The organism is Citrobacter amalonaticus, assembly GCF_037053465.1.
In the GTDB taxonomy this organism is placed as follows: Bacteria; Pseudomonadota; Gammaproteobacteria; order Enterobacterales; family Enterobacteriaceae; genus Citrobacter_A; species Citrobacter_A amalonaticus_H.
Map to the genome: position 1 here is coordinate 133065 of NZ_JBALIF010000003.1, position 20703 is coordinate 153767.

At 55.9% G+C, this 20703-nt stretch carries 13 protein-coding genes; 8 read left to right on the forward strand and 5 right to left on the reverse strand.

The window, feature by feature from the left end:
* Window positions 1-52: 52 nt before the first annotated feature.
* The 3 genes from asmA to udk all read right to left on the reverse strand — a co-directional run bounded on the left by asmA (window position 53) and on the right by udk (window position 3241).
* A complete protein-coding gene (gene asmA / locus WB371_RS06210; protein WP_336219230.1) occupies window positions 53-1906 on the reverse strand; it encodes an outer membrane assembly protein AsmA in 1854 nt (617 codons plus the stop codon).
* A gap of 20 nt (window positions 1907-1926) precedes the next feature.
* On the reverse strand, window positions 1927-2508 hold the full coding sequence (dcd, locus tag WB371_RS06215) for a dCTP deaminase (protein ID WP_336219231.1): 582 nt from the start codon (window positions 2506-2508) through the stop codon (window positions 1927-1929).
* 91 nt (window positions 2509-2599) lie between these two features.
* A complete protein-coding gene (gene udk, locus WB371_RS06220; RefSeq protein ID WP_336219232.1) occupies window positions 2600-3241 on the reverse strand; it encodes a uridine kinase in 642 nt (213 codons plus the stop codon).
* A gap of 327 nt (window positions 3242-3568) precedes the next feature.
* On the opposite strand from udk, the gene WB371_RS06225 reads away from it, so the two are divergent.
* Window positions 3569-6898, forward strand: coding sequence for a diguanylate cyclase (locus WB371_RS06225; protein ID WP_336219233.1), 3330 nt, complete (start codon window positions 3569-3571; stop codon window positions 6896-6898).
* On the opposite strand, the gene alkA is transcribed toward WB371_RS06225, so the two are convergent.
* Entirely contained in the window at window positions 6863-7735 is an 873-nt protein-coding gene (alkA, locus tag WB371_RS06230; protein ID WP_336219234.1) for a DNA-3-methyladenine glycosylase 2, read from the reverse strand. The genes WB371_RS06225 and alkA overlap by 36 nt on opposite strands.
* 136 nt (window positions 7736-7871) lie before the next feature.
* Here alkA and yegD point away from each other — a divergent pair, with 136 nt between their 5' ends.
* The gene (yegD, locus tag WB371_RS06235; RefSeq protein WP_336219235.1) at window positions 7872-9224 is read left to right on the forward strand and encodes a molecular chaperone; all 1353 of its coding nucleotides are present in this window, start codon (window positions 7872-7874) and stop codon (window positions 9222-9224) included.
* Window positions 9225-9322: 98 nt separating this feature from the next.
* On the opposite strand, the gene WB371_RS06240 is transcribed toward yegD, so the two are convergent.
* The gene (locus WB371_RS06240; protein WP_108418456.1) at window positions 9323-9382 is read right to left on the reverse strand and encodes a type I toxin-antitoxin system Ibs family toxin; all 60 of its coding nucleotides are present in this window, start codon (window positions 9380-9382) and stop codon (window positions 9323-9325) included.
* Between the two features lie 278 nt (window positions 9383-9660).
* On the opposite strand from WB371_RS06240, the gene WB371_RS06245 reads away from it, so the two are divergent.
* The 6 genes from WB371_RS06245 to baeR are packed head-to-tail and all read left to right on the forward strand — an operon-like array spanning window position 9661 to window position 20642.
* The gene (locus WB371_RS06245) at window positions 9661-10908 is read left to right on the forward strand and encodes an MdtA/MuxA family multidrug efflux RND transporter periplasmic adaptor subunit (protein ID WP_336219236.1); all 1248 of its coding nucleotides are present in this window, start codon (window positions 9661-9663) and stop codon (window positions 10906-10908) included.
* Window positions 10908-14030, forward strand: coding sequence for an MdtB/MuxB family multidrug efflux RND transporter permease subunit (locus tag WB371_RS06250; RefSeq protein WP_336219237.1), 3123 nt, complete (start codon window positions 10908-10910; stop codon window positions 14028-14030). The genes WB371_RS06245 and WB371_RS06250 overlap by 1 nt, the downstream gene beginning before the upstream one ends.
* Window positions 14031-17111, forward strand: coding sequence for a multidrug efflux RND transporter permease subunit MdtC (mdtC, locus tag WB371_RS06255; protein WP_336219238.1), 3081 nt, complete (start codon window positions 14031-14033; stop codon window positions 17109-17111).
* Window positions 17108-18520 carry an MFS transporter gene (locus WB371_RS06260; protein ID WP_336219239.1) on the forward strand — a complete coding sequence of 471 codons (1413 nt, stop codon included), beginning with the start codon at window positions 17108-17110 and terminating at the stop codon, window positions 18518-18520. Before mdtC ends, WB371_RS06260 begins: the two co-directional genes overlap by 4 nt.
* On the forward strand, window positions 18520-19923 hold the full coding sequence (gene baeS / locus WB371_RS06265) for a two-component system sensor histidine kinase BaeS (RefSeq protein WP_336219240.1): 1404 nt from the start codon (window positions 18520-18522) through the stop codon (window positions 19921-19923). Before WB371_RS06260 ends, baeS begins: the two co-directional genes overlap by 1 nt.
* The gene (gene baeR / locus WB371_RS06270; RefSeq protein WP_336219241.1) at window positions 19920-20642 is read left to right on the forward strand and encodes a two-component system response regulator BaeR; all 723 of its coding nucleotides are present in this window, start codon (window positions 19920-19922) and stop codon (window positions 20640-20642) included. The genes baeS and baeR overlap by 4 nt, the downstream gene beginning before the upstream one ends.
* Window positions 20643-20703 lie beyond the last annotated feature (61 nt).

Genomic DNA, 20703 nt, shown 5'->3' on the forward strand with positions numbered 1-20703 from the left:
AGAATGCCGGATAAGACGCTATCGCGTCTTATCCGGCAGGTATATCACCGTCTCAAAGTTTATCGAGCAACTTCTTCACGTCCTTGCCATCGCGAGAGTCTTTATTTCTTTCAGCCCAGTCGTTCAGGCGACGTTTTGCTTCATCCTGGACATGCTTACGCAGCAACTGATCGACCTGCAGGTTGTAATTCAGCGCCTGCCAGTTGCCATAGACCCGAAGCGGAACCGGCGTATTTTTCAGGAAATCAATTAACTTGCTTTCGCCCTTCCAGCCGTCCAGCACTCGTACGTTAAACTGGGTATCACAGGTCTGCCCCACCAGATCAAGCGTTCCTTTTCCGCTCAGTGCCAGCACCGGGGACTGCCCTTCCATGTTATCAAGCGTCAGCTTACCCTGATCCAGCGTCAGGTCGGTGACGAACCTGTCCAGACGCGTGGCGTTGTCGAAACTTTGCATCGCCTGGACATCGCCGCCGCTGCGTTCAACAGCCTGCTGAACCATCTGCTGGAAGTTCAAGCCGTCCATACGCGTATTACGCATGTCGACATGCGCCTGGCCCTGCCAGCTATGGCGAAAGGCTTTGGCGTCAATATCCGCACCGGAAAAATCGCCTGTCAGGGTCATTTTCCCGGTCAACGCAATGGGATAGTTGAAGGCCTTCAGGATCGTACCGATTTCGACATCATCCAGACGCGGCTGGAACGCCACGTTTGGGGTCTTCCCACTGGCATCCAGCGTACCCGGCAGCGATATTGCGCCGCCGTCGAGCTTCCCTTGTAATTGGGCAATCTCCAGTACACCGGACTGATTTGTCATGCGGGCCGTCACATCAGAAAAATTCATTCCACGCCAGGCCACATTATTCGCTTTCAGAGCGATGTCCGCGCTAAAGGCTTTCAGCCCCTGATAGGCGGGTTCATCAACACGGGTAGAAATAACCGGACGCGCCAACGGTAGCTGACTCGCACTTTGCTCCTGTGAACCGGCCGTGGTGCTTGCACTTTCAGGCGGCGGTAACAGCGTGTCCAGATTCAGCGGGGCGAATTGTAAATTGATTAACCATGCCGGTTTTTCGCTCAGCGTAACCTGCACGTTGCCGTTCAAAGAACTGTCATTCGCAGTGAGGCTAAGCTGGCTAAAGGTGAGCGTTTTTTTCTCTTCCTGCCACTGCGCCTGGAGTTGCCCCTGCCCCTGAATCCCCTGTTTTGGCAGATCCGCGCCCTGTAACTGCCAGCTTAGCTGCGAAATGTTGGCGGTTAAATTATGCGGGTAGTCGGAAGCGTCAACCGTTCCGTTGAACGCCAGGGCGAGATCGCGCTGATCGCGGTTAACCCGTCCGGAGAATTCGAAAGAGCCACGATGCTGCGCATCCTGTTCCATTTGCAGACGAATATCCCGCACGGTGACCTGTTCGTCGCCCTCATGCTGAAATACCAGAAGGCTGTCCGCTACGCGAAGACTGGCGATGTCGAACGACCAGCCGCGATCTTCTGCCACATCCGGCAAGGTATTATCTTTCGGCGCGACCGGCGCGTTTTGACTGCGGACGGCTTCGGTTTGCGGCGTCAGTTGGATAACCGCCCCTTTGAGCATCACCTGTTTGACGCTGAGTTGATGACTCAGCAATGGCCACAATGCAACATCGAGGCGCATGTTATCCGCACGAACCAGCGGCTCACTGGCCCCTTCCGCAGTTAACACCATCCGTCCGGAGAGAATGCTGAGCTGTGGCCAGACGTGCCAGCGCAGCGGACCATCCAATTGCAGTTGATAGCCGCTCCGCGCGGCCACCTGCTGCACCATATACGCGCGGAAATCGTTCGGATTGACTAACAATACTAACGCGGAGAAACCGGCCACCAGCACGACCAGCAAAATCATCAGCGTCGTCAGAAATCGTCTCATGCTACCTCGATGGATTAGACTCAGTCTTTATCAATCCGGCTGGCAACAGCGCCCTGTTGATCGCGATACTTCGCGTCTTCACGACGGTTGTAGGGGCGAAGCGCAGGCCCCGAAAGCGGCTCGAAGCTCAACGCGCCAATCAGCATCCCGGGACGCAGGGCCAGCGGTAATTTACCGGAATTATAGAACTCCAGGACGATACAGCCAGACCAGCCCGGATCGATACGGTGCGCGGTCACGTGAACCATCAGCCCAAGGCGCGCCAGCGAAGAGCGCCCATCCAGCCAGCCTACCAGATCCGCAGGCAGCGTGACCGACTCATAAGTCACCGCCAGCGCCAGTTCGCCCGGATGAAGGTAAAAAGCATCCCCTTCTTCCAGCACAATCTCGTCGCTCATCACGCGGTCAAGGGCGGCGCTGACTTCATCTTTCGGACCACTTAAATCGATAAACGCAGCGGTATGGCCACTAAAGGTACGAAATTTATTGCCCAGGCGCACATCCACCGTCGCACCATTGATGCGCTCAACGGGCGGACGCGGGTTGATCGACAAACGGCCTTCATCAAGCCAGGCTTCAATATCTCGGTCACACAGACGCATGGCACTTTCTCCTTTCGCGCATCGGGCACTTAACGCACTGTGCATTAAGGGCAAACCAGGTTATCACTGAACGGTACACAATTCGCAAGGCTTATTCAAAGAACTGACTGATTTTCGCCTTCAGAATATCGATAGCGATGCGGTTCTTGCCGCCGCGCGGCACGATAATATCCGCATACTGTTTGGACGGTTCAATAAATTGCAGAAACATAGGACGTACCGTTTTCTGATACTGCGCCATCACAGAATCCATCGAACGACCACGTTCGTTCACATCGCGTTTTATACGGCGCATCAGACAGATATCCAGCGGGGTATCAACAAAAATAGAGAAGTTCATCTCTTCCCGCAAACGGGCGTCAGTCAGCAATAAAATCCCTTCAAGAATAATGACTTTCTTCGGCTCAACGCGGACCGTCTCTTTCATGCGGGTGTGTTCAACGTAGCTGTAGACCGGAAGCTCAATTGAAGAACCCCGTTTGAGGGCTTGCAGGTGCTGAAAAAGCAGGCTGTGATCCATCGCATTCGGATGGTCATAGTTGGTTTTGACACGCTCTTCCATCGACAGATGGCTTTGATCTTTGTAATAGCTGTCTTCCGGAATAACGCCGATATGCTCGTCACCAACTTGTTCACGCAATTCGCGATAAAGGGTACTGGCAATAAGACTCTTGCCTGAAGCCGATGCGCCAGCAATACCGATAATGACGCACTGATGAGACTGCTCAGTCATAAATTTAGCGACCTGATTAACCTGGATGTGAAGGAAGGACGACGCCGGAGCGTCAAACGCGGCAATTATAGGGATTTCAGGCCCGCGATACCAGTCAAGATAGCAGTAAGCGACGTTGGCTCTCGTTTATGCCCTGTCGCAAATTTATTTGTTCAGATTTAGAGCAGATAACTAAATAAACCCAATTTTGCCGAAATTAATCGCCTCGTCATCTCAAATAATGAGCAATCAGGATATAAATTGTAAATTGTTTGTACTAGCATAAACAAAGACCAACACAGATTCGTCCGGCCTTCCGTGACGTTCCGGCCACTCGGATACAGGGTAATGAGTAAACCAACCCAACATGTTTTAGTTACCTTGCCCCATCCTCTGCTGCGTTTCGTCAGTTTGGGACTGGCGGCTTTTGTTTTTACTCTCTTCTCACTGGAATTATCGCAGTTTGGTAGCCAGTTAGCGCCGCTCTGGTTTCCCACCTCTATTATGATGGTGGCTTTTTATCGCCACGCGGGTCGGATGTGGCCAGGCATTGCCCTCGCCTGCTCGTTGGGGAGCGTCGGCGCATCGCTGGTCCTGTTTCCCCCCAGCACCCTGAATTTTACCTACACGGCTATCAATATTATTGAAGCCGCGGTCGGTGCGATGTTGTTGCGTAAATTGTTGCCCTGGTATAACCCCTTACAGAATCTCAATGACTGGATTCGCCTGGCTTTCGGCAGCGCGGTGATCCCGCCCCTGTTAGGCGGAATTCTGGTCTGGTTACTGGCACCGAATGAAACCCCCTTGAAAGCATTTCTCATCTGGGTGCTGTCAGAATCCATTGGCGCACTGGCGCTGGTCCCGCTAGGCTTGCTGTTTAAGCCGCACTATCTGCTGCGCCACCGCAATCCACGGCTGCTTCTTGAAACGCTGCTGACGCTGGTTGTGACGCTCGTGCTCAGTTGGCTGGTGATGAAATACGTGCCGTGGCCATTCACCTTTATCATCGTCTTATTGATGTGGAGCGCAGTGCGTTTACCGCGCATGGAAGCCTTTCTCATCTTCCTCGCCACTGTCATGATGGTGTCACTGATGATGGCGTCCGATCCGTCACTTCTGGTCACCCCCAAAGCACACGTCATGAACAACCTGCCGTGGCTGCCCTTTTTGCTGATTTTGCTGCCGGCAAACGTCATGACGATGGTGATGTACGCGTTTCGGGCCGAGCGTAAACATATTACCGAAAGCGAGGAGCGTTTTCGTAACGCGATGGAATACTCGGCGATCGGCATGGCGCTGGTCGGCACTGAAGGGCAATGGCTGCAAACCAACAAAGCCCTGTGTCAGTTTCTGGGCTATCAACAGGATGAATTCCGTTCGCTGACTTTTCAGCAACTCACCTGGCCTGAGGATCTGAATAAAGATTTAGAACAGCTCACAATGCTGGTGAATGGCGATATTAATAGCTATTCCATGGAGAAACGCTATTACACGCGCAGTGGAGAAGTGGTCTGGGCGCTGCTGGCCGTTTCTCTGGTACGCCACCCAGATGGTACGCCGCTGTACTTTATTGCCCAGATTGAAGATATCAACGATCTTAAGCATACCGAATGGGTCAATAAGCGCCTGATGGAGCGGATCACGCTGGCGAACGAAGCCGGTGGGATTGGGATCTGGGAGTGGGAACTGCAACCTGACATCATCAGTTGGGACAAACGCATGTTCGAACTCTATGAAATCCCTGCCCACGTCAAACCGACCTGGTCGGTCTGGTATGAGCGCTTACTCCCGGAAGATCGCGACTATGCAGAGAAGGTGATTCGTGATGCGTTAGCTGCCCGCCTTCCTTTTAAGCTTGAGTTTCGTATTGCCGTTAAAGACGGTGTACGCCATATCCGCTCACTGGCAAACCGGGTATTAAATAAAGAGGGCGAGGTTGAACGTCTGCTCGGCATTAATATTGACATGACCGAAGTGAAACAGCTAAACGAAGCGCTGTTTCAGGAAAAAGAGCGTCTGCACATTACGCTGGACTCCATCGGCGAAGCCGTGGTCTGTATTAATGTTGACATGAAGGTCACCTTTATGAACCCGGTGGCGGAGAAAATGAGCGGCTGGCAGCAGGAAAGCGCGATAGGCGTACCGCTGTTGACGGTGCTGCGCATCACTTTTGGTGATAACGGACCGGTGATGGAGAACATCTATAGCGCGGATATGTCCCGTTCCGCCATCGAACAGGATGTGGTTCTCCACTGTCGTAACGGCGGTAGCTACGATATTCATTACAGCATCACTCCGCTCAGTACGCTGGATGGCGGAAATATCGGATCGGTGCTGGTCATTCAGGATGTCACCGAGTCGCGTAAAATGCTACGTCAGTTAAGCTACAGCGCCACGCATGACGCCCTCACTCATCTGACGAATCGCGCAAGTTTTGAAAGCAAACTCAAGCAGTTGCTGCAAACGGTGCGAAATTCGCATCAGTGCCACGCGCTGGTCTTTATCGATCTCGATCGCTTCAAAGCGGTAAATGACAGCGCGGGTCATGCGGCGGGAGATGCGCTACTGCGTGAACTGGCACAACTGATGCTCAGAATGCTGCGTTCCAGTGATGTACTGGCGCGACTGGGCGGCGATGAATTTGGCCTGCTACTCCCGGATTGTAATGTTGAAAGCGCGCGCTTTATTGCCTCGCGGATAATCAACGCAATCAATGATTACCACTTTATGTGGGAAGGTCGCCTGCATCGCATTGGTGCCAGCGCGGGGCTCACACTGATTGACGAAAACAACTGTCAGGCGATTGAGGTGATGTCACAGGCGGATATTGCCTGCTATGCCTCTAAAAATAGCGGGCGCGGCCAGGTCACGGTGTATGAACCACAGCAGGAAATCGCCCATAATGAACGCGCCATGATGTCAGTGGATGAGCAGTGGCGCATGATTAAGGACAACCACCTGTTAATGCTCGCCCGCGGCGTGGCGTCACCACGTATTCCTGAAGCACGTAATTTCTGGCTTATTTCGCTGCGACTGTGGACCAGCGAAGGTGAAGTCATGGAAGAACAGGCATTTCGGGCGAGCCTCGCTGACCCGGCGCTCAACCAGGCGCTGGACAGACGGCTGTTCCATGAATTTTTCCATCATGCCGCCTCCGCGGTAGCCCGCAAAGGACTTAGTATCGCCCTGCCTCTTTCAGCGGCCGGGTTAACCAGTTCCACGCTTATCGGCGAACTTCTGAATCAACTGGAGCAAAGTGCATTGTCCGAACGTCTGCTGCACCTGATTGTGCCGGCTGACGCGCTGTTAATCAGCCCACAGGAGAGCGTCGCGGCGATTCGTCAGTTACGCGAAGCAGGATGCCAAATCATCGTGAGCCAGATTGGCCGCGACCTGCAGATTTTCAACACAATGACCAAAGGTATGGCGGACTACCTGCTGCTGGATAGCGACCTGAGCGCCATTATTCACGGCAATATGATGGATGAGATGCTGGTATCAATTATTCAGGGACACGCCCAACGTCTGGGTATCAAGACCATCGCCGGGCCAGTACAAACGCCAATTGTGATGGATACGCTGTCAGGCATTGGTGTCGATCAGATCTATGGCGACATCATTGCGGAGGCGCAGCCGCTGGATTTACTCCTTAACACCAGTTATTTCGCCATCAACTGACGGCTGCCATCCTTCGGTATACCAGATGTGCAGCAATGCGTAGGAGCGCCAGGGTTTCCAGCGCTCCGCGTAGCGACGGATCTGCGCAGGCGTCATTCCCGGAAAGCGCTGCTTGATAAGATAATCGTCAGGTAAAAACACGTCCTTCGCCTGCCAGCCACGCAGGGCAAAGTAGTTGGCCGTCCAGCGTCCGATCCCCGGAAATCCCTGTAATGTTTTCACTCCCTGCTCAATGTCTTCCGGCGCCTGTGTGATAAAGGTTCCGTCCAGCGCGGCCCTGGCCAGATGGATGAGCGCCCCGGCGCGCATCAGCGGCATACCCAATGCTTTCAGTTCAAGCGGATCGGCTGACACGAGCTGTTCAGGCGTCGGGAAACAGACATACTCCGGCGCGTCAGGCAACGCATCGCCATATCGTTGGGCGACTTTCGACGTGAGCTTCGCCGCCATTGAGACACTCACCAACTGGCCCAGAATGGCGCGAACCCCTTGTTCAAACGCATCCACCGACCCCGGCAGCCGCAATCCCGGACGCGCCGCCCCCAGCGTTCCCAGCGCCTGGGTAATCTGTTGCGGTTTGCAGCGCAAATCAAACAGCCGCTCAATTTTTTCAAGACAGATATCCGCAACCGGTAATAGCCCTTCACTCATTGTCACCTGAAGCGTGTCGTGATCCCTGTCCGGAACGACAGAGACAATCCCCCGGTTTTGCCCGATAGCCAGGCTTCGCGTATAGCGTAATGCCTCTACGGTTTCAACACCGCTCGCCGCACGCGCGGCGAGAAAACCGAGTATCCATGACCAGTCATACGGCGGCTGCCAGTTCAGGGTAAACATCACGCTCTCCTTTTTCTGCGAACCTTCAGCATAAACGTTATTCAGAGGTTATGCTTTGCTTTCATATTCCAGTTGTCGCAGAGGCGACATTTCGCTACAGTCACGCCCCTTCTTCACTGGCATGGGGATTTTTAAGGTGTTTATTGGTTTTGATTACGGTACGGCCAACTGCTCTGTTGCCGTTATGCGCGATGGCACGCCGCATCTGCTGAAAATGGAAAATGACAGCACGCTGCTGCCTTCTATGCTTTGTGCGCCAACACGCGAGTCCGTGAGCGAATGGCTCTACCGCCATCATCATGTTCCCACGCCGGACGATGAAACACAGGCGCTGTTGCGCCGGGCAATGCGCTTCAACCGCGACGAGGACATCGATGTTCACGCCACCAGCGTACAGTTTGGTCTGTCATCGCTTGGCCATTACATTGACGACCCGGAAGAGGTTTACTTCGTCAAATCGCCGAAGTCTTTCCTGGGGGCCAGTGGGCTCAAGCCGCAGCAGGTGGCGCTGTTCGAAGATTTGGTCTGCGCAATGATGCTGCATATCCGCCAGCAAGCGCAAAACCAGTTGCCGGAAAACATCACCCAGGCGGTGATTGGACGCCCCATCAACTTTCAGGGATTAGGTGGCGATGAGGCTAACCGTCAGGCACAAGGGATTCTCGAACGCGCAGCAAAACGAGCCGGTTTCCAGGATGTGATTTTCCAGTATGAGCCGGTGGCGGCAGGGCTGGATTTCGAAGCGACATTACAAGAAGAGAAACGCGTGCTGGTGGTCGACATTGGCGGCGGAACAACCGACTGTTCATTACTGCTGATGGGGCCGCAGTGGCATCATCGCGCCGACCGTGAATCCAGCCTGCTGGGCCACAGCGGCTGTCGCGTTGGCGGGAACGATCTGGACATCGCGCTGGCGTTTAAACACCTGATGCCGCTGCTGGGGATGGGGGGCGAAACCGAAAAAGGGATCGCGCTGCCGGTACTGCCATGGTGGAACGCGGTAGCTATCAACGATGTCCCGGCGCAAAGTGATTTCTACAGCAGCGCCACGGGTCGTCTGCTGAACGACCTGGTACACGATGCCCGCGAACCGGAACAGGTGGCGCTGCTGCTGAAAGTCTGGCGTCAACGTCTCGGTTATCGACTGGTCCGCAGCGCCGAAGAGAGCAAAATTGCACTATCATCGCAGCCTGAGATTAACGCGACGCTCCCGTTTATCCGTGACGATCTGGCCACCATTGTGAGTCAGCAGGCGCTGGAGGGGGCGCTGGACCAGCCGCTTTCCCGGATACTGGAACAGGTACAACTGGCGCTGGATAACGCTCAGGAAAAGCCGGAGGTCATCTACCTGACCGGCGGCAGCGCACGCTCGCCGCTGATCAAAAAAGCGCTGGCCGCCAAACTGCCGGGAATTCCCATTGCCGGTGGCGATGACTTCGGTTCCGTCACCGCGGGTCTTGCCCGCTGGGCTGAGGTGGTATTCCGCTAAACGCCTCGCAAGCTGAACGCGGATGGATTGACATTCCTGTTTGTGTGGCTTAACGTCAGGAGTGAGGGTAAGGGAGGGTTTCCCCTCCCCCTGGTGTCTTAGTAAGCCGGTAAGCTAATGACTAAGAGTATCACCAGTATGATGACTAACTTCATCATAACCCTTTCCTTATTTTGGCCCCTTCCTCGGGAGGGGCTTTCCCGTTCCAGCGTCCCGCTGAAATCCGTGGCTTACCTCCTTTTTGCCGTGCCCCCACTCTGGCACACAATTTCTCACCCGTCGTTTTTGGCAAGAGTTAATGCGTAACGCCTCGCAATCCACACCGCCAATCGGATGAATCCTGACAGTGTTTCATAATTCCTCCATTTTTCTCCCGTGATGGCTGACTAAACTAGTATCATTCCGCGAAACGTTTCAGGATGAGAAACTTATAACGATGAAAGGCAGTAACCAATCCCGCTGGATGATAGCTATCGTGGTGATCATTGCGGCCATCGCCGCATTCTGGTTCTGGCAGAACCGTAGCGAACCGCAGGGCGCTGCGCCCGGCGCAACCGGACAAGCGAAGCCCGCTGCGGGCACCGGCCGTCGCGGTATGCGCTCAGGTCCACTGGCCCCGGTTCAGGCGGCGACAGCGACGGAACAGGCGGTACCCCGCTATCTCACCGGTCTGGGCACTATTACCGCAGCCAACACCGTCACGGTACGCAGCCGCGTGGATGGGCAACTTTTGGCGCTGCACTTTCAGGAAGGTCAACAGGTTAAAGCTGGCGATCTGCTGGCAGAGATCGACCCCAGCCAGTTTAAGGTGGCGCTGGCCCAGGCACAGGGACAACTCGCTAAAGACAAAGCGACACTGGCCAATGCCCGTCGTGATTTGGCGCGCTATCAGCAACTGGTCAAAACGAACTTAGTCTCGCGCCAGGAGCTGGATGCCCAGCAGGCGCTGGTGAGCGAAGCCGAAGGCACCCTCAAAGCTGATGAGGCAAGCGTAGCCAGCGCGCAACTGCAGCTCGACTGGACCCAAATTACCGCCCCCGTTGATGGGCGCGTCGGGTTGAAACAGGTGGATGTCGGCAACCAGATTTCCAGCGGCGATACCACCGGTATTGTGGTCCTCACCCAGACACATCCTATCGACCTGGTTTTCACCTTGCCGGAAAGCGATATCGCCACGGTAGTGCAGGCACAAAAAAGCGGGCAACCGTTGGTGGTTGAAGCCTGGGACCGCACCAATTCGAAGAAACTCAGCGCCGGTGTACTCCTCAGTCTGGACAACCAGATTGATGTCACCACCGGGACAATCAAGGTCAAAGCCCGCTTTAATAATCAGGATGATGCGCTGTTCCCGAACCAGTTTGTGAATGCCCGAATGCTGGTCGACACCGAGCACAACGCGGTGGTCATTCCGGCCGCGGCTCTGCAAATGGGCAACGAAGGCCACTTTGTCTGGGTGCTGAATGATGAGAACAAAGTCAGTAAGCACCTGGTTAAAACGGGGATTCAGGACAGTCAGAAAGTGGTGATCAGCGCCGGGATCTCCGCAGGCGATCGCGTTGTTACTGATGGTATTGACCGACTGACGGAAGGAGCGAAAGTAGACGTTGTGCAGGCACAAACCGCTCCCACAACCGACGCGAAAGCGACCAGCCGTGAATATGGTCAGAAAGGAGCGCGCCCCTGATGCAGGTGTTACCTCCTGGCAGCACGGGCGGTCCATCACGCCTGTTTATTTTGCGCCCCGTCGCCACTACGCTGTTGATGGTGGCGATTTTACTCGCCGGGATCATCGGTTATCGTTTCCTGCCCGTCTCCGCGTTGCCGGAAGTGGACTACCCGACGATTCAGGTCGTGACGCTTTATCCGGGCGCCAGCCCGGATGTGATGACCTCTGCCGTTACCGCACCGCTGGAGCGTCAGTTTGGTCAGATGTCTGGCCTCAAGCAGATGTCGTCACAAAGTTCCGGCGGCGCCTCGGTCGTCACCCTCCAGTTCCAGCTTACCCTGCCACTGGATGTCGCCGAACAGGAAGTGCAGGCCGCTATTAACGCCGCCACAAATCTGCTGCCAAACGATTTACCGAACCCGCCGGTGTACAGCAAAGTTAATCCCGCCGATCCGCCCATCATGACGCTGGCGGTGACCTCTACCGCCATGCCGATGACGCAGGTGGAAGATATGGTGGAAACCCGCGTGGCGCAGAAAATCTCGCAGGTTTCCGGTGTCGGTCTGGTCACCTTGTCTGGTGGTCAGCGCCCGGCAGTACGGGTAAAACTGAACGCGCAGGCCATCGCCGCGCTGGGGCTGACCAGCGAAACTGTCCGTAGCGCAATAACCGGGGCGAACGTTAACTCCGCCAAAGGCAGTCTCGATGGCCCCAGCCGGGCGGTCACGCTCTCGGCGAACGATCAGATGCAATCGGCTGATGAATATCGCCAGCTCATTATCGCCTACCAGAACGGTGCCCCGGTGCGTCTGGGGGATGTCGCTACCGTCGAACAAGGGGCGGAAAATAGCTGGCTTGGCGCATGGGCAAATAAAGAGCAAGCCATTGTGATGAACGTCCAGCGCCAGCCGGGTGCGAACATCATTGCCACCGCCGACCGCATTCATCAGATGCTGCCGCAGCTCAAAGAGAGTCTGCCGAAATCGGTAAACGTCACGGTGCTTTCCGATCGCACCACCAATATTCGCGCCTCGGTGAGCGATACGCAGTTCGAACTGATGCTGGCTATCGGGCTGGTGGTGATGATTATCTATCTGTTCCTGCGCAATATCCCCGCCACGATCATTCCGGGCGTCGCCGTTCCTCTGTCGCTGGTGGGCACTTTCGCCGTAATGGTCTTTCTCGATTTCTCGATCAATAACCTGACGCTGATGGCGCTGACCATCGCCACCGGCTTTGTGGTGGACGACGCGATAGTGGTGATTGAGAACATTTCTCGTTACATCGAGAAAGGCGAAAAACCGCTGGCGGCGGCGCTAAAAGGGGCCGGAGAGATCGGTTTTACCATTATCTCACTGACCTTCTCGTTGATTGCGGTTCTCATCCCGCTGCTGTTCATGGGCGATATTGTGGGGCGCCTGTTCCGTGAATTTGCCGTGACGCTGGCGGTGGCGATCCTCATTTCCGCCGTGGTGTCATTGACCCTGACGCCGATGATGTGCGCGAGAATGCTGAGCCAGGAATCACTGCGTAAACAAAATCGCTTCTCCCAGGCCTGCGAGAAGATGTTCGACCGAGTGATTGCCGGTTATGGTCGCTGGCTGGCGAAAGTGCTGAACCATCCGTGGCTGACGCTGAGCGTGGCGCTGGGCACTCTGTTGCTCAGTATCATGCTGTGGGTATTTATTCCAAAAGGCTTCTTCCCGACCCAGGATAACGGCATCATCCAGGGCACGCTGCAGGCGCCGCAGTCCAGCTCCTTCGCCAGCATGGCACAGCGTCAGCGCCAGGTCGCCGATGTGATTTTGCAGGATCCGGCGGTCGAGAGTCTGACGTCATTCATTGGCGTCGATGGCACCAACCCGTCGCTGAACAGCGCGCGTCTGCAAATCAACCTGAAGCCTCTCGACGACCGTGACGATCGGGTACAAAAGGTGATACCCCGTTTACAGAATGCGGTAGCGAGAGTGCCAGGGGTTAACCTCTATCTTCAGCCGACGCAGGATCTGACGATTGATACCCAGGTGAGCCGCACGCAGTATCAGTTCACGTTGCAAGCCACCTCGCTGGATGCGCTCAGCACCTGGGTGCCGCAACTGATGGAAAAATTACAGCAACTGCCACAGCTCTCTGACGTCAGCAGCGACTGGCAGGACAAAGATCTGGTGGCCTACGTGAAGGTCGATCGTGACAGCGCCAGCCGTCTGGGCATCAGTATGGCGGATGTCGATAACGCGCTGTATAACGCCTTCGGGCAGCGACTCATTTCCACCATCTATACCCAGGCAAACCAGTATCGCGTGGTGTTAGAACACAATACTGAAAACACGCCCGGACTGGCGGCGCTGGACGCCATCCGGCTGACCAGCAGTGAGGGCGGAATTGTGCCGCTTAGCGCAATCGCCAGCGTGGAACAGAGGTTTGCGCCGCTCTCCATCAATCACCTGGATCAGTTCCCGGTCACCACCATTTCGTTCAACGTTGCGGACGGTTATTCGCTGGGTGACGCGGTAGAGTCGATTCTGGATACGGAAAAAGCGTTAAATCTGCCGGTTGATATCACCACGCAATTCCAGGGCAGTACCCTCGCCTTCCAGGCGGCGCTGGGCAACACCATCTGGCTGATTGTCGCTGCGGTGGTGGCGATGTACATCGTACTCGGCGTGCTGTATGAAAGCTTTATTCATCCCATCACGATTCTTTCCACGCTGCCTACCGCCGGTGTGGGCGCATTGCTGGCGTTGATGATTGCCGGAAGCGAACTGGATGTCATCGCTATCATCGGCATTATTTTGCTAATCGGTATCGTGAAGAAAAACGCCATCATGATGATCGACTTTGCCCTTGCCGCTGAGCGTGAACACGGTATGCCGCCACGCGAAGCGATATTCCAGGCCTGTCTGCTGCGTTTTCGCCCGATCCTGATGACCACGCTGGCGGCGCTGTTAGGCGCACTGCCGCTGATGCTCAGCACCGGCGTGGGCGCGGAACTGCGACGTCCGCTGGGGATCGGCATGGTCGGCGGTCTGCTGGTCAGCCAGGTGTTAACGCTGTTCACCACGCCGGTCATCTACCTGTTGTTTGATCGCCTGTCGCTGTACATGAAAAAACGCTTTTCTCAGCGGGAAGAGGAGGCGTAAATGAAGTTCTTCGCCCTCTTCATTTACCGCCCGGTGGCGACGATTTTAATCTCGCTCGCCATTACGCTGTGCGGCGTGCTGGGCTTTCGGCTGCTGCCTGTCGCCCCACTGCCGCAGGTCGATTTTCCGGTAATTATGGTCAGCGCGTCGTTACCGGGCGCGTCACCGGAAACGATGGCCTCCTCGGTAGCGACGCCGCTGGAACGTTCGCTGGGACGCATCGCCGGGGTCAGTGAAATGACCTCAAGCAGTTCCCTTGGCAGCACACGTATCATCCTGCAATTTAACTTTGACCGCGATATCAACGGCGCAGCGCGAGATGTGCAGGCGGCGATAAATGCGGCGCAAAGCCTGCTGCCGAGTGGGATGCCAAGCCGCCCCACGTACCGTAAGGCCAATCCGTCCGATGCGCCGATCATGATTTTGACGCTGACCTCGGAGACTTACTCACAGGGGGAATTGTATGATTTCGCCTCCACGCAACTGGCACAGATCATCGCGCAAATTGATGGTGTGGGCGATGTGGACGTCGGCGGCAGCTCACTTCCCGCCGTGCGGGTGGGGCTGAATCCGCAGGCGCTGTTTCATCAGGGCGTCTCGCTGGACGATGTCCGTACCGCCATCAGCAATGCTAACGTGCGCAGACCACAAGGCGCACTGGAAGATATAACCCACCGCTGGCAGATTCAGACCAACGACGAGCTGAAAACGGCGGCTGACTATCAACCGCTTATTATTCACTACAATAATGGCGCAGCCGTGCGTCTGGGCGATGTCGCCACGGTGACAGACTCGGTACAGGATGTGCGCAACGCCGGGATGACCAACGCGAAACCGGCGATTTTGCTGATGATTCGCAAGCTCCCGGAAGCCAACATTATCCAGACCGTCGACAGTATTCGGGCCAAACTGCCGGAGTTGCAGTCCACCATTCCGGCATCAATCGATCTGCAAATTGCCCAGGATCGTTCGCCGACGATTCGCGCTTCGCTGGAGGAAGTCGAGCAAACGCTGGTGATCTCCGTCGCGCTGGTTATTCTGGTGGTCTTTTTATTCCTGCGTTCCGGGCGCGCCACGCTGATCCCCGCCGTGGCGGTTCCCGTCTCCCTGATCGGGACGTTTGCCGCCATGTACCTGTGCGGCTTCAGCCTCAACAATCTGTCGTTGATGGCGCTGACCATCGCCACCGGGTTTGTGGTCGATGACGCCATCGTGGTGCTGGAAAATATCTCTCGTCACCTGGAAGCGGGAATAAAGCCCTTACAGGCTGCGCTACAAGGAACACGTGAAGTGGGCTTCACGGTACTGTCAATGAGTCTTTCGCTGGTGGCCGTATTCCTGCCGCTGCTGCTGATGGGCGGACTACCGGGTCGGTTATTGCGTGAATTTGCCGTAACGCTGTCGGTGGCTATTGGTATCTCGCTGCTGGTATCGCTGACGCTGACGCCGATGATGTGCGGCTGGATGCTGAAATCCAGCCAGCCGCGGGAACAAAAGCGCCTGCGCGGATTTGGTCGTCTGCTGATGGCGCTGCAACAGGGATACGGTAAATCGCTGAAATGGGTGCTCAACCATACGCGTCTGGTCGGCGTAGTGTTGCTTGGCACCATTGCGCTTAACGTCTGGCTCTATATTTCCATCCCGAAAACTTTCTTCCCCGAACAGGACACCGGTGTGCTGATGGGCGGCATTCAGGCCGATCAGAGCATTTCATTCCAGGCGATGCGCGGCAAGCTTCAGGACTTTATGAAGATCATTCGCGACGATCCGGCAGTGGATAATGTCACCGGGTTTACCGGCGGTTCGCGGGTTAACAGCGGTATGATGTTCATTACGCTAAAACCCCGGGCCGAACGTCAAGAGAGCGCACAACGCATCATCGACCGCCTGCGGGTGAAACTGGCAAAAGAACCGGGGGCCAATCTGTTCCTGATGGCGGTACAGGATATTCGCGTCGGCGGCCGTCAGTCCAACGCCAACTATCAGTACACGCTCTTGTCGGACGATCTGGCAGCACTTCGCGAATGGGAACCGAAGATACGTAAAGCCCTGGCTGCCCTACCGCAACTGGCAGACGTGAACTCCGATCAGCAGGATAACGGCGCAGAGATGAATCTGGTTTACGATCGTGAAACCATGTCGCGGCTTGGCATTGACGTTCAGGCCGCCAACAGCCTGTTGAACAACGCTTTTGGTCAGCGGCAGATTTCCACCATTTATCAGCCCATGAACCAGTACAAAGTGGTGATGGAAGTCGATCCGCGCTACACCCAGGACATCAGCGCGCTGGAGAAAATGTTTGTCATTAATCGCGATGGCAAAGCGATACCGCTCTCCGCAATCGCCAAATGGCAGCCAGCCAATGCGCCGCTGTCGGTGAATCATCAGGGATTGTCGGCTGCCTCGACGGTGTCCTTTAACCTGCCAACCGGCTCCTCGCTGTCAGAAGCCAGCGAAGCGATTGACCGGGCGATGACGCAACTTGGCGTGCCGTCCACTGTGCGCGGCAGCTTCGCGGGGACGGCACAGGTTTTCCAGGAGACGATGAACGCTCAGGTGATCCTGATTATCGCCGCCATCGCCACGGTCTATATCGTGCTCGGAATACTGTATGAAAGTTATGTTCATCCGCTGACTATCCTTTCCACCCTTCCCTCAGCGGGGGTCGGTGCGCTTCTGGCACTGGAAATTTTCGATGCCCCATTTAGCCTAATCGCCCTGATAGGGATCATGCTACTTATTGGCATCGTTAAGAAAAACGCCATCATGATGGTCGATTTCGCCCTGGATGCGCAAAGGCATGGCGACCTTACGCCGGAGCAAGCCATTTTTCAGGCCTGCCTGCTGCGCTTTCGCCCCATTATGATGACCACGCTGGCGGCGCTGTTTGGCGCGCTACCCCTGGTGCTTTCAGGAGGCGATGGCTCCGAATTACGCCAGCCGCTGGGTGTCACCATTGTGGGCGGTCTGGTGATGAGCCAGTTGTTAACGCTCTACACCACGCCGGTGGTGTATCTCTTTTTTGACCGTTTGCGCCTGCGTTTTTCGCGCAAACACCGTAAACCGATAACTGAGTCATGACAGAACTCCCTGGCAGCACTCGCTGGCAATTATGGATAGTGGCATTCGGCTTTTTTATGCAGTCGCTGGATACCACTATCGTCAATACCGCGCTTCCCTCGATGGCGAAAAGTCTCGGGGAAAGTCCGCTGCATATGCACATGGTCATTGTCTCTTATGTGCTGACCGTGGCGGTAATGCTGCCCGCCAGCGGTTGGCTGGCAGACCGTGTCGGCGTGCGTAATGTCTTCTTCACCGCCATTGTGTTGTTTACCCTGGGCTCACTGTTTTGCGCGTGGTCCGGCTCGTTGAACGAACTGGTGATGGCTCGCGTCCTGCAAGGCGTTGGAGGCGCAATGATGGTGCCCGTTGGCAGGCTGACGGTGATGAAAATCGTTCCACGCGAGCAATACATGGCGGCAATGACGTTTGTCACGCTGCCGGGGCAGGTTGGCCCTTTGCTTGGCCCGGCGCTGGGCGGGATCCTGGTGGAATATGCCTCATGGCACTGGATTTTCCTGATCAATCTGCCGGTCGGTATTGTCGGGGCGATTGCCACCCTGATGCTAATGCCAAACTACACCCTGCAAACCCGGCGCTTTGATCTTTCGGGGTTTCTGCTCCTGGCCGCGGGCATGGCAGTACTGACTATTGCGCTGGATGGCAGTAAAGGGATGGGGATTTCGCCGCTGACGCTGGGTGGACTGGCGGTCGTCGGCGTCGCCGCCATTCTGTTGTACCTGAAGCACGCGCGCAATAACCCACGGGCCCTCTTTAGCCTCAGGCTGTTTGATACGCGAACCTTCTCGCTGGGGCTGTTCGGCAGCTTCGCCGGACGCATCGGCAGCGGCATGTTGCCCTTTATGACGCCCGTCTTTTTACAGATTGGCCTTGGCTTCTCGCCGTTTCACGCCGGGTTGATGATGATTCCGATGGTGCTTGGCAGCATGGGGATGAAGCGGATTGTCGTGCAGGTCGTCAACCGCTTTGGCTACCGGCGGGTGCTGGTTGCCACCACGCTTGGGCTGTCGCTGGTGACGCTATTGTTTATGTTCACCGCTCTGGCGGGCGGATATTACGTCCTGCCGCTGATCCTGTTTGTGCAGGGAATGGTGAACTCAACCCGCTTTTCCTCAATGAACACGCTGACCCTGAAAGATCTCCCGGACGATCTCGCCAGCAGCGGCAACAGTTTACTGTCGATGATTATGCAACTCTCAATGAGTATCGGCGTCACGCTGGCCGGGCTATTGCTGGGGATGTTTGGTCAGCAATTTATCACCACGGATAGCGGAGCATCGCACACCATCTTTATGTACACCTGGCTGTGCATGGCCTTTGTCATCGCGCTGCCGGCGATTATCTTTGCCCGAGTCCCTGACGATACGCATAAAAATGTCGTCATTGGCCGGCGCAAAAGGAGAACCTGATGAAGCTGTGGCGACCCGGTATTACCGGCAAACTGTTTCTGGCGATTTTCGCCACCTGTATCGTGCTCCTGGTCACAATGCACTGGGCTGTGCGGGTGAGCTTCGAGCGCGGCTTCATTGATTACATCAAACAGGGCAACGAACAGCGGCTAACGCTGCTCGGCGACGCGTTAGGCGAGCAATATGAACTGCACGGCAACTGGCGCTTTCTGCGCAACAATGACCGCTTCGTGTTTCAGCTCCTCCGTTCGTTTGAACACGATAAAGGTGATGACAAGCCCGGCCCTGGTATGCCGCCGCACGGTTGGAGGACCCAGTTTTGGGTCGTCGATCAGAATGCCACTGTGCTGGTTGGCCCACGCGCGCCCGTTCCTCATGACGGTACGCGTCGCCCAATCATGGTGAACGGTGTGGAAGTCGGCGCGGTGATCGCCTCACCGGTTGAACGTCTGACGCGTAACACCGACATTAATTTCGACAAACAGCAGCGGCGCACAAGCTGGCTCATCGTTGCGCTCTCTACCCTGCTGGCCGCGCTGGCGACTTTTCCTCTGGCGCGTGGACTGCTGGCCCCGGTCAAACGGCTGGTGGAAGGCACCCATAAGCTGGCGGCGGGCGATTTTACCACCCGTGTGACCGCCACCAGCGCGGATGAACTGGGCAAACTGGCACAGGACTTTAACCAGCTCGCCAGTACGCTCGAAAAGAACCAGCAGATGCGCCGGGATTTTATGGCCGATATATCGCATGAGTTGCGCACACCGCTGGCGGTATTGCGCGGTGAACTGGAGGCAATTCAGGATGGCGTGCGTAAATTCACGCCGGAGTCGGTGGCCTCACTCCAGGCAGAAGTTGGCACGCTCACTAAGCTGGTGGACGATTTGCATCAGCTTTCGATGTCTGACGAAGGCGCGCTGGCCTATCAAAAAACCGCCGTGGATTTGATCCCCCTGCTGGAAGTCGCAGGCGGCGCATTTCGTGAACGTTTCGCCAGCCGCGGCCTGTCGATACAGTTCACGCTGCCCGACAGCGTCTGCGTGTTTGGTGACCGCGATCGCCTGATACAGTTATTCAACAACCTGCTGGAAAACAGTCTGCGTTACACCGACAGTGGCGGGAGTTTGCATATCAGCGCCGAACAGCGTGATAAGCGCGTTTTTCTCACCTTTGCCGACTCCGCGCCGGGGGTCAATGACGACCAGCTACAGAAACTGTTCGAACGATTCTACCGCACCGAAGGTTCGCGCAACCGCGCCAGCGGAGGCTCCGGCCTGGGACTGGCGATTTGCGTGAAGATTGTCGAGGCGCATAATGGACGCATCCGCGCGGCCCATTCGCCTTTTGGTGGGGTTAGCATTACAGTAGAGTTACCGCTGGAACGCGATTTACAGAGAGAAGTATGACTGAGTTACCCATTGATGAAAACACGCCACGCATTCTGATCGTGGAGGATGAACCTAAGCTGGGACAGTTACTTATCGACTATCTGCGCGCCGCAAGCTATGCCCCGTCGCTCATCAGCCATGGCGATCAGGTTCTGCCGTATGTGCGCCAGACGCCGCCGGATTTAATCCTGCTGGATCTGATGCTGCCAGGCACTGACGGCCTGACGCTGTGCCGCGAAATTCGTCGATTCTCTGAAGTGCCCATTGTGATGGTCACCGCCAAAATTGAGGAAATCGATCGTCTGCTGGGGCTGGAAATTGGCGCGGATGATTACATCTGCAAGCCTTACAGCCCGCGTGAAGTAGTCGCCCGCGTGAAGACTATTCTGCGCCGCTGTAAGCCGCTGCGTGAACTCCAGCAGCAAGACGCCCAAAGCCCGTTGGTTGTCGATGAAAGCCGTTTCCAGGCCTCCTGGCACGGTAAAGTACTCGACCTGACACCCGCCGAATTTCGTCTGCTGAAAACGCTGTCGCACGAACCCGGGAAAGTCTTCTCCCGCGAACAACTGCTCAACCATCTCTATGATGATTACCGCGTGGTCACCGACCGCACCATCGATAGCCATATCAAGAACCTGCGCCGCAAGCTGGAAGCGCTTGACGAAGAACAGTCGTTTATCCGGGCGGTGTATGGTGTCGGGTATCGCTGGGAAGCAGATGCCTGCCGGATTGCCTGACGCTCTGGCATATCATATTGCCCGATAACGCCCCTTCATCGGGCCCGGCGTTTCCCTTTAC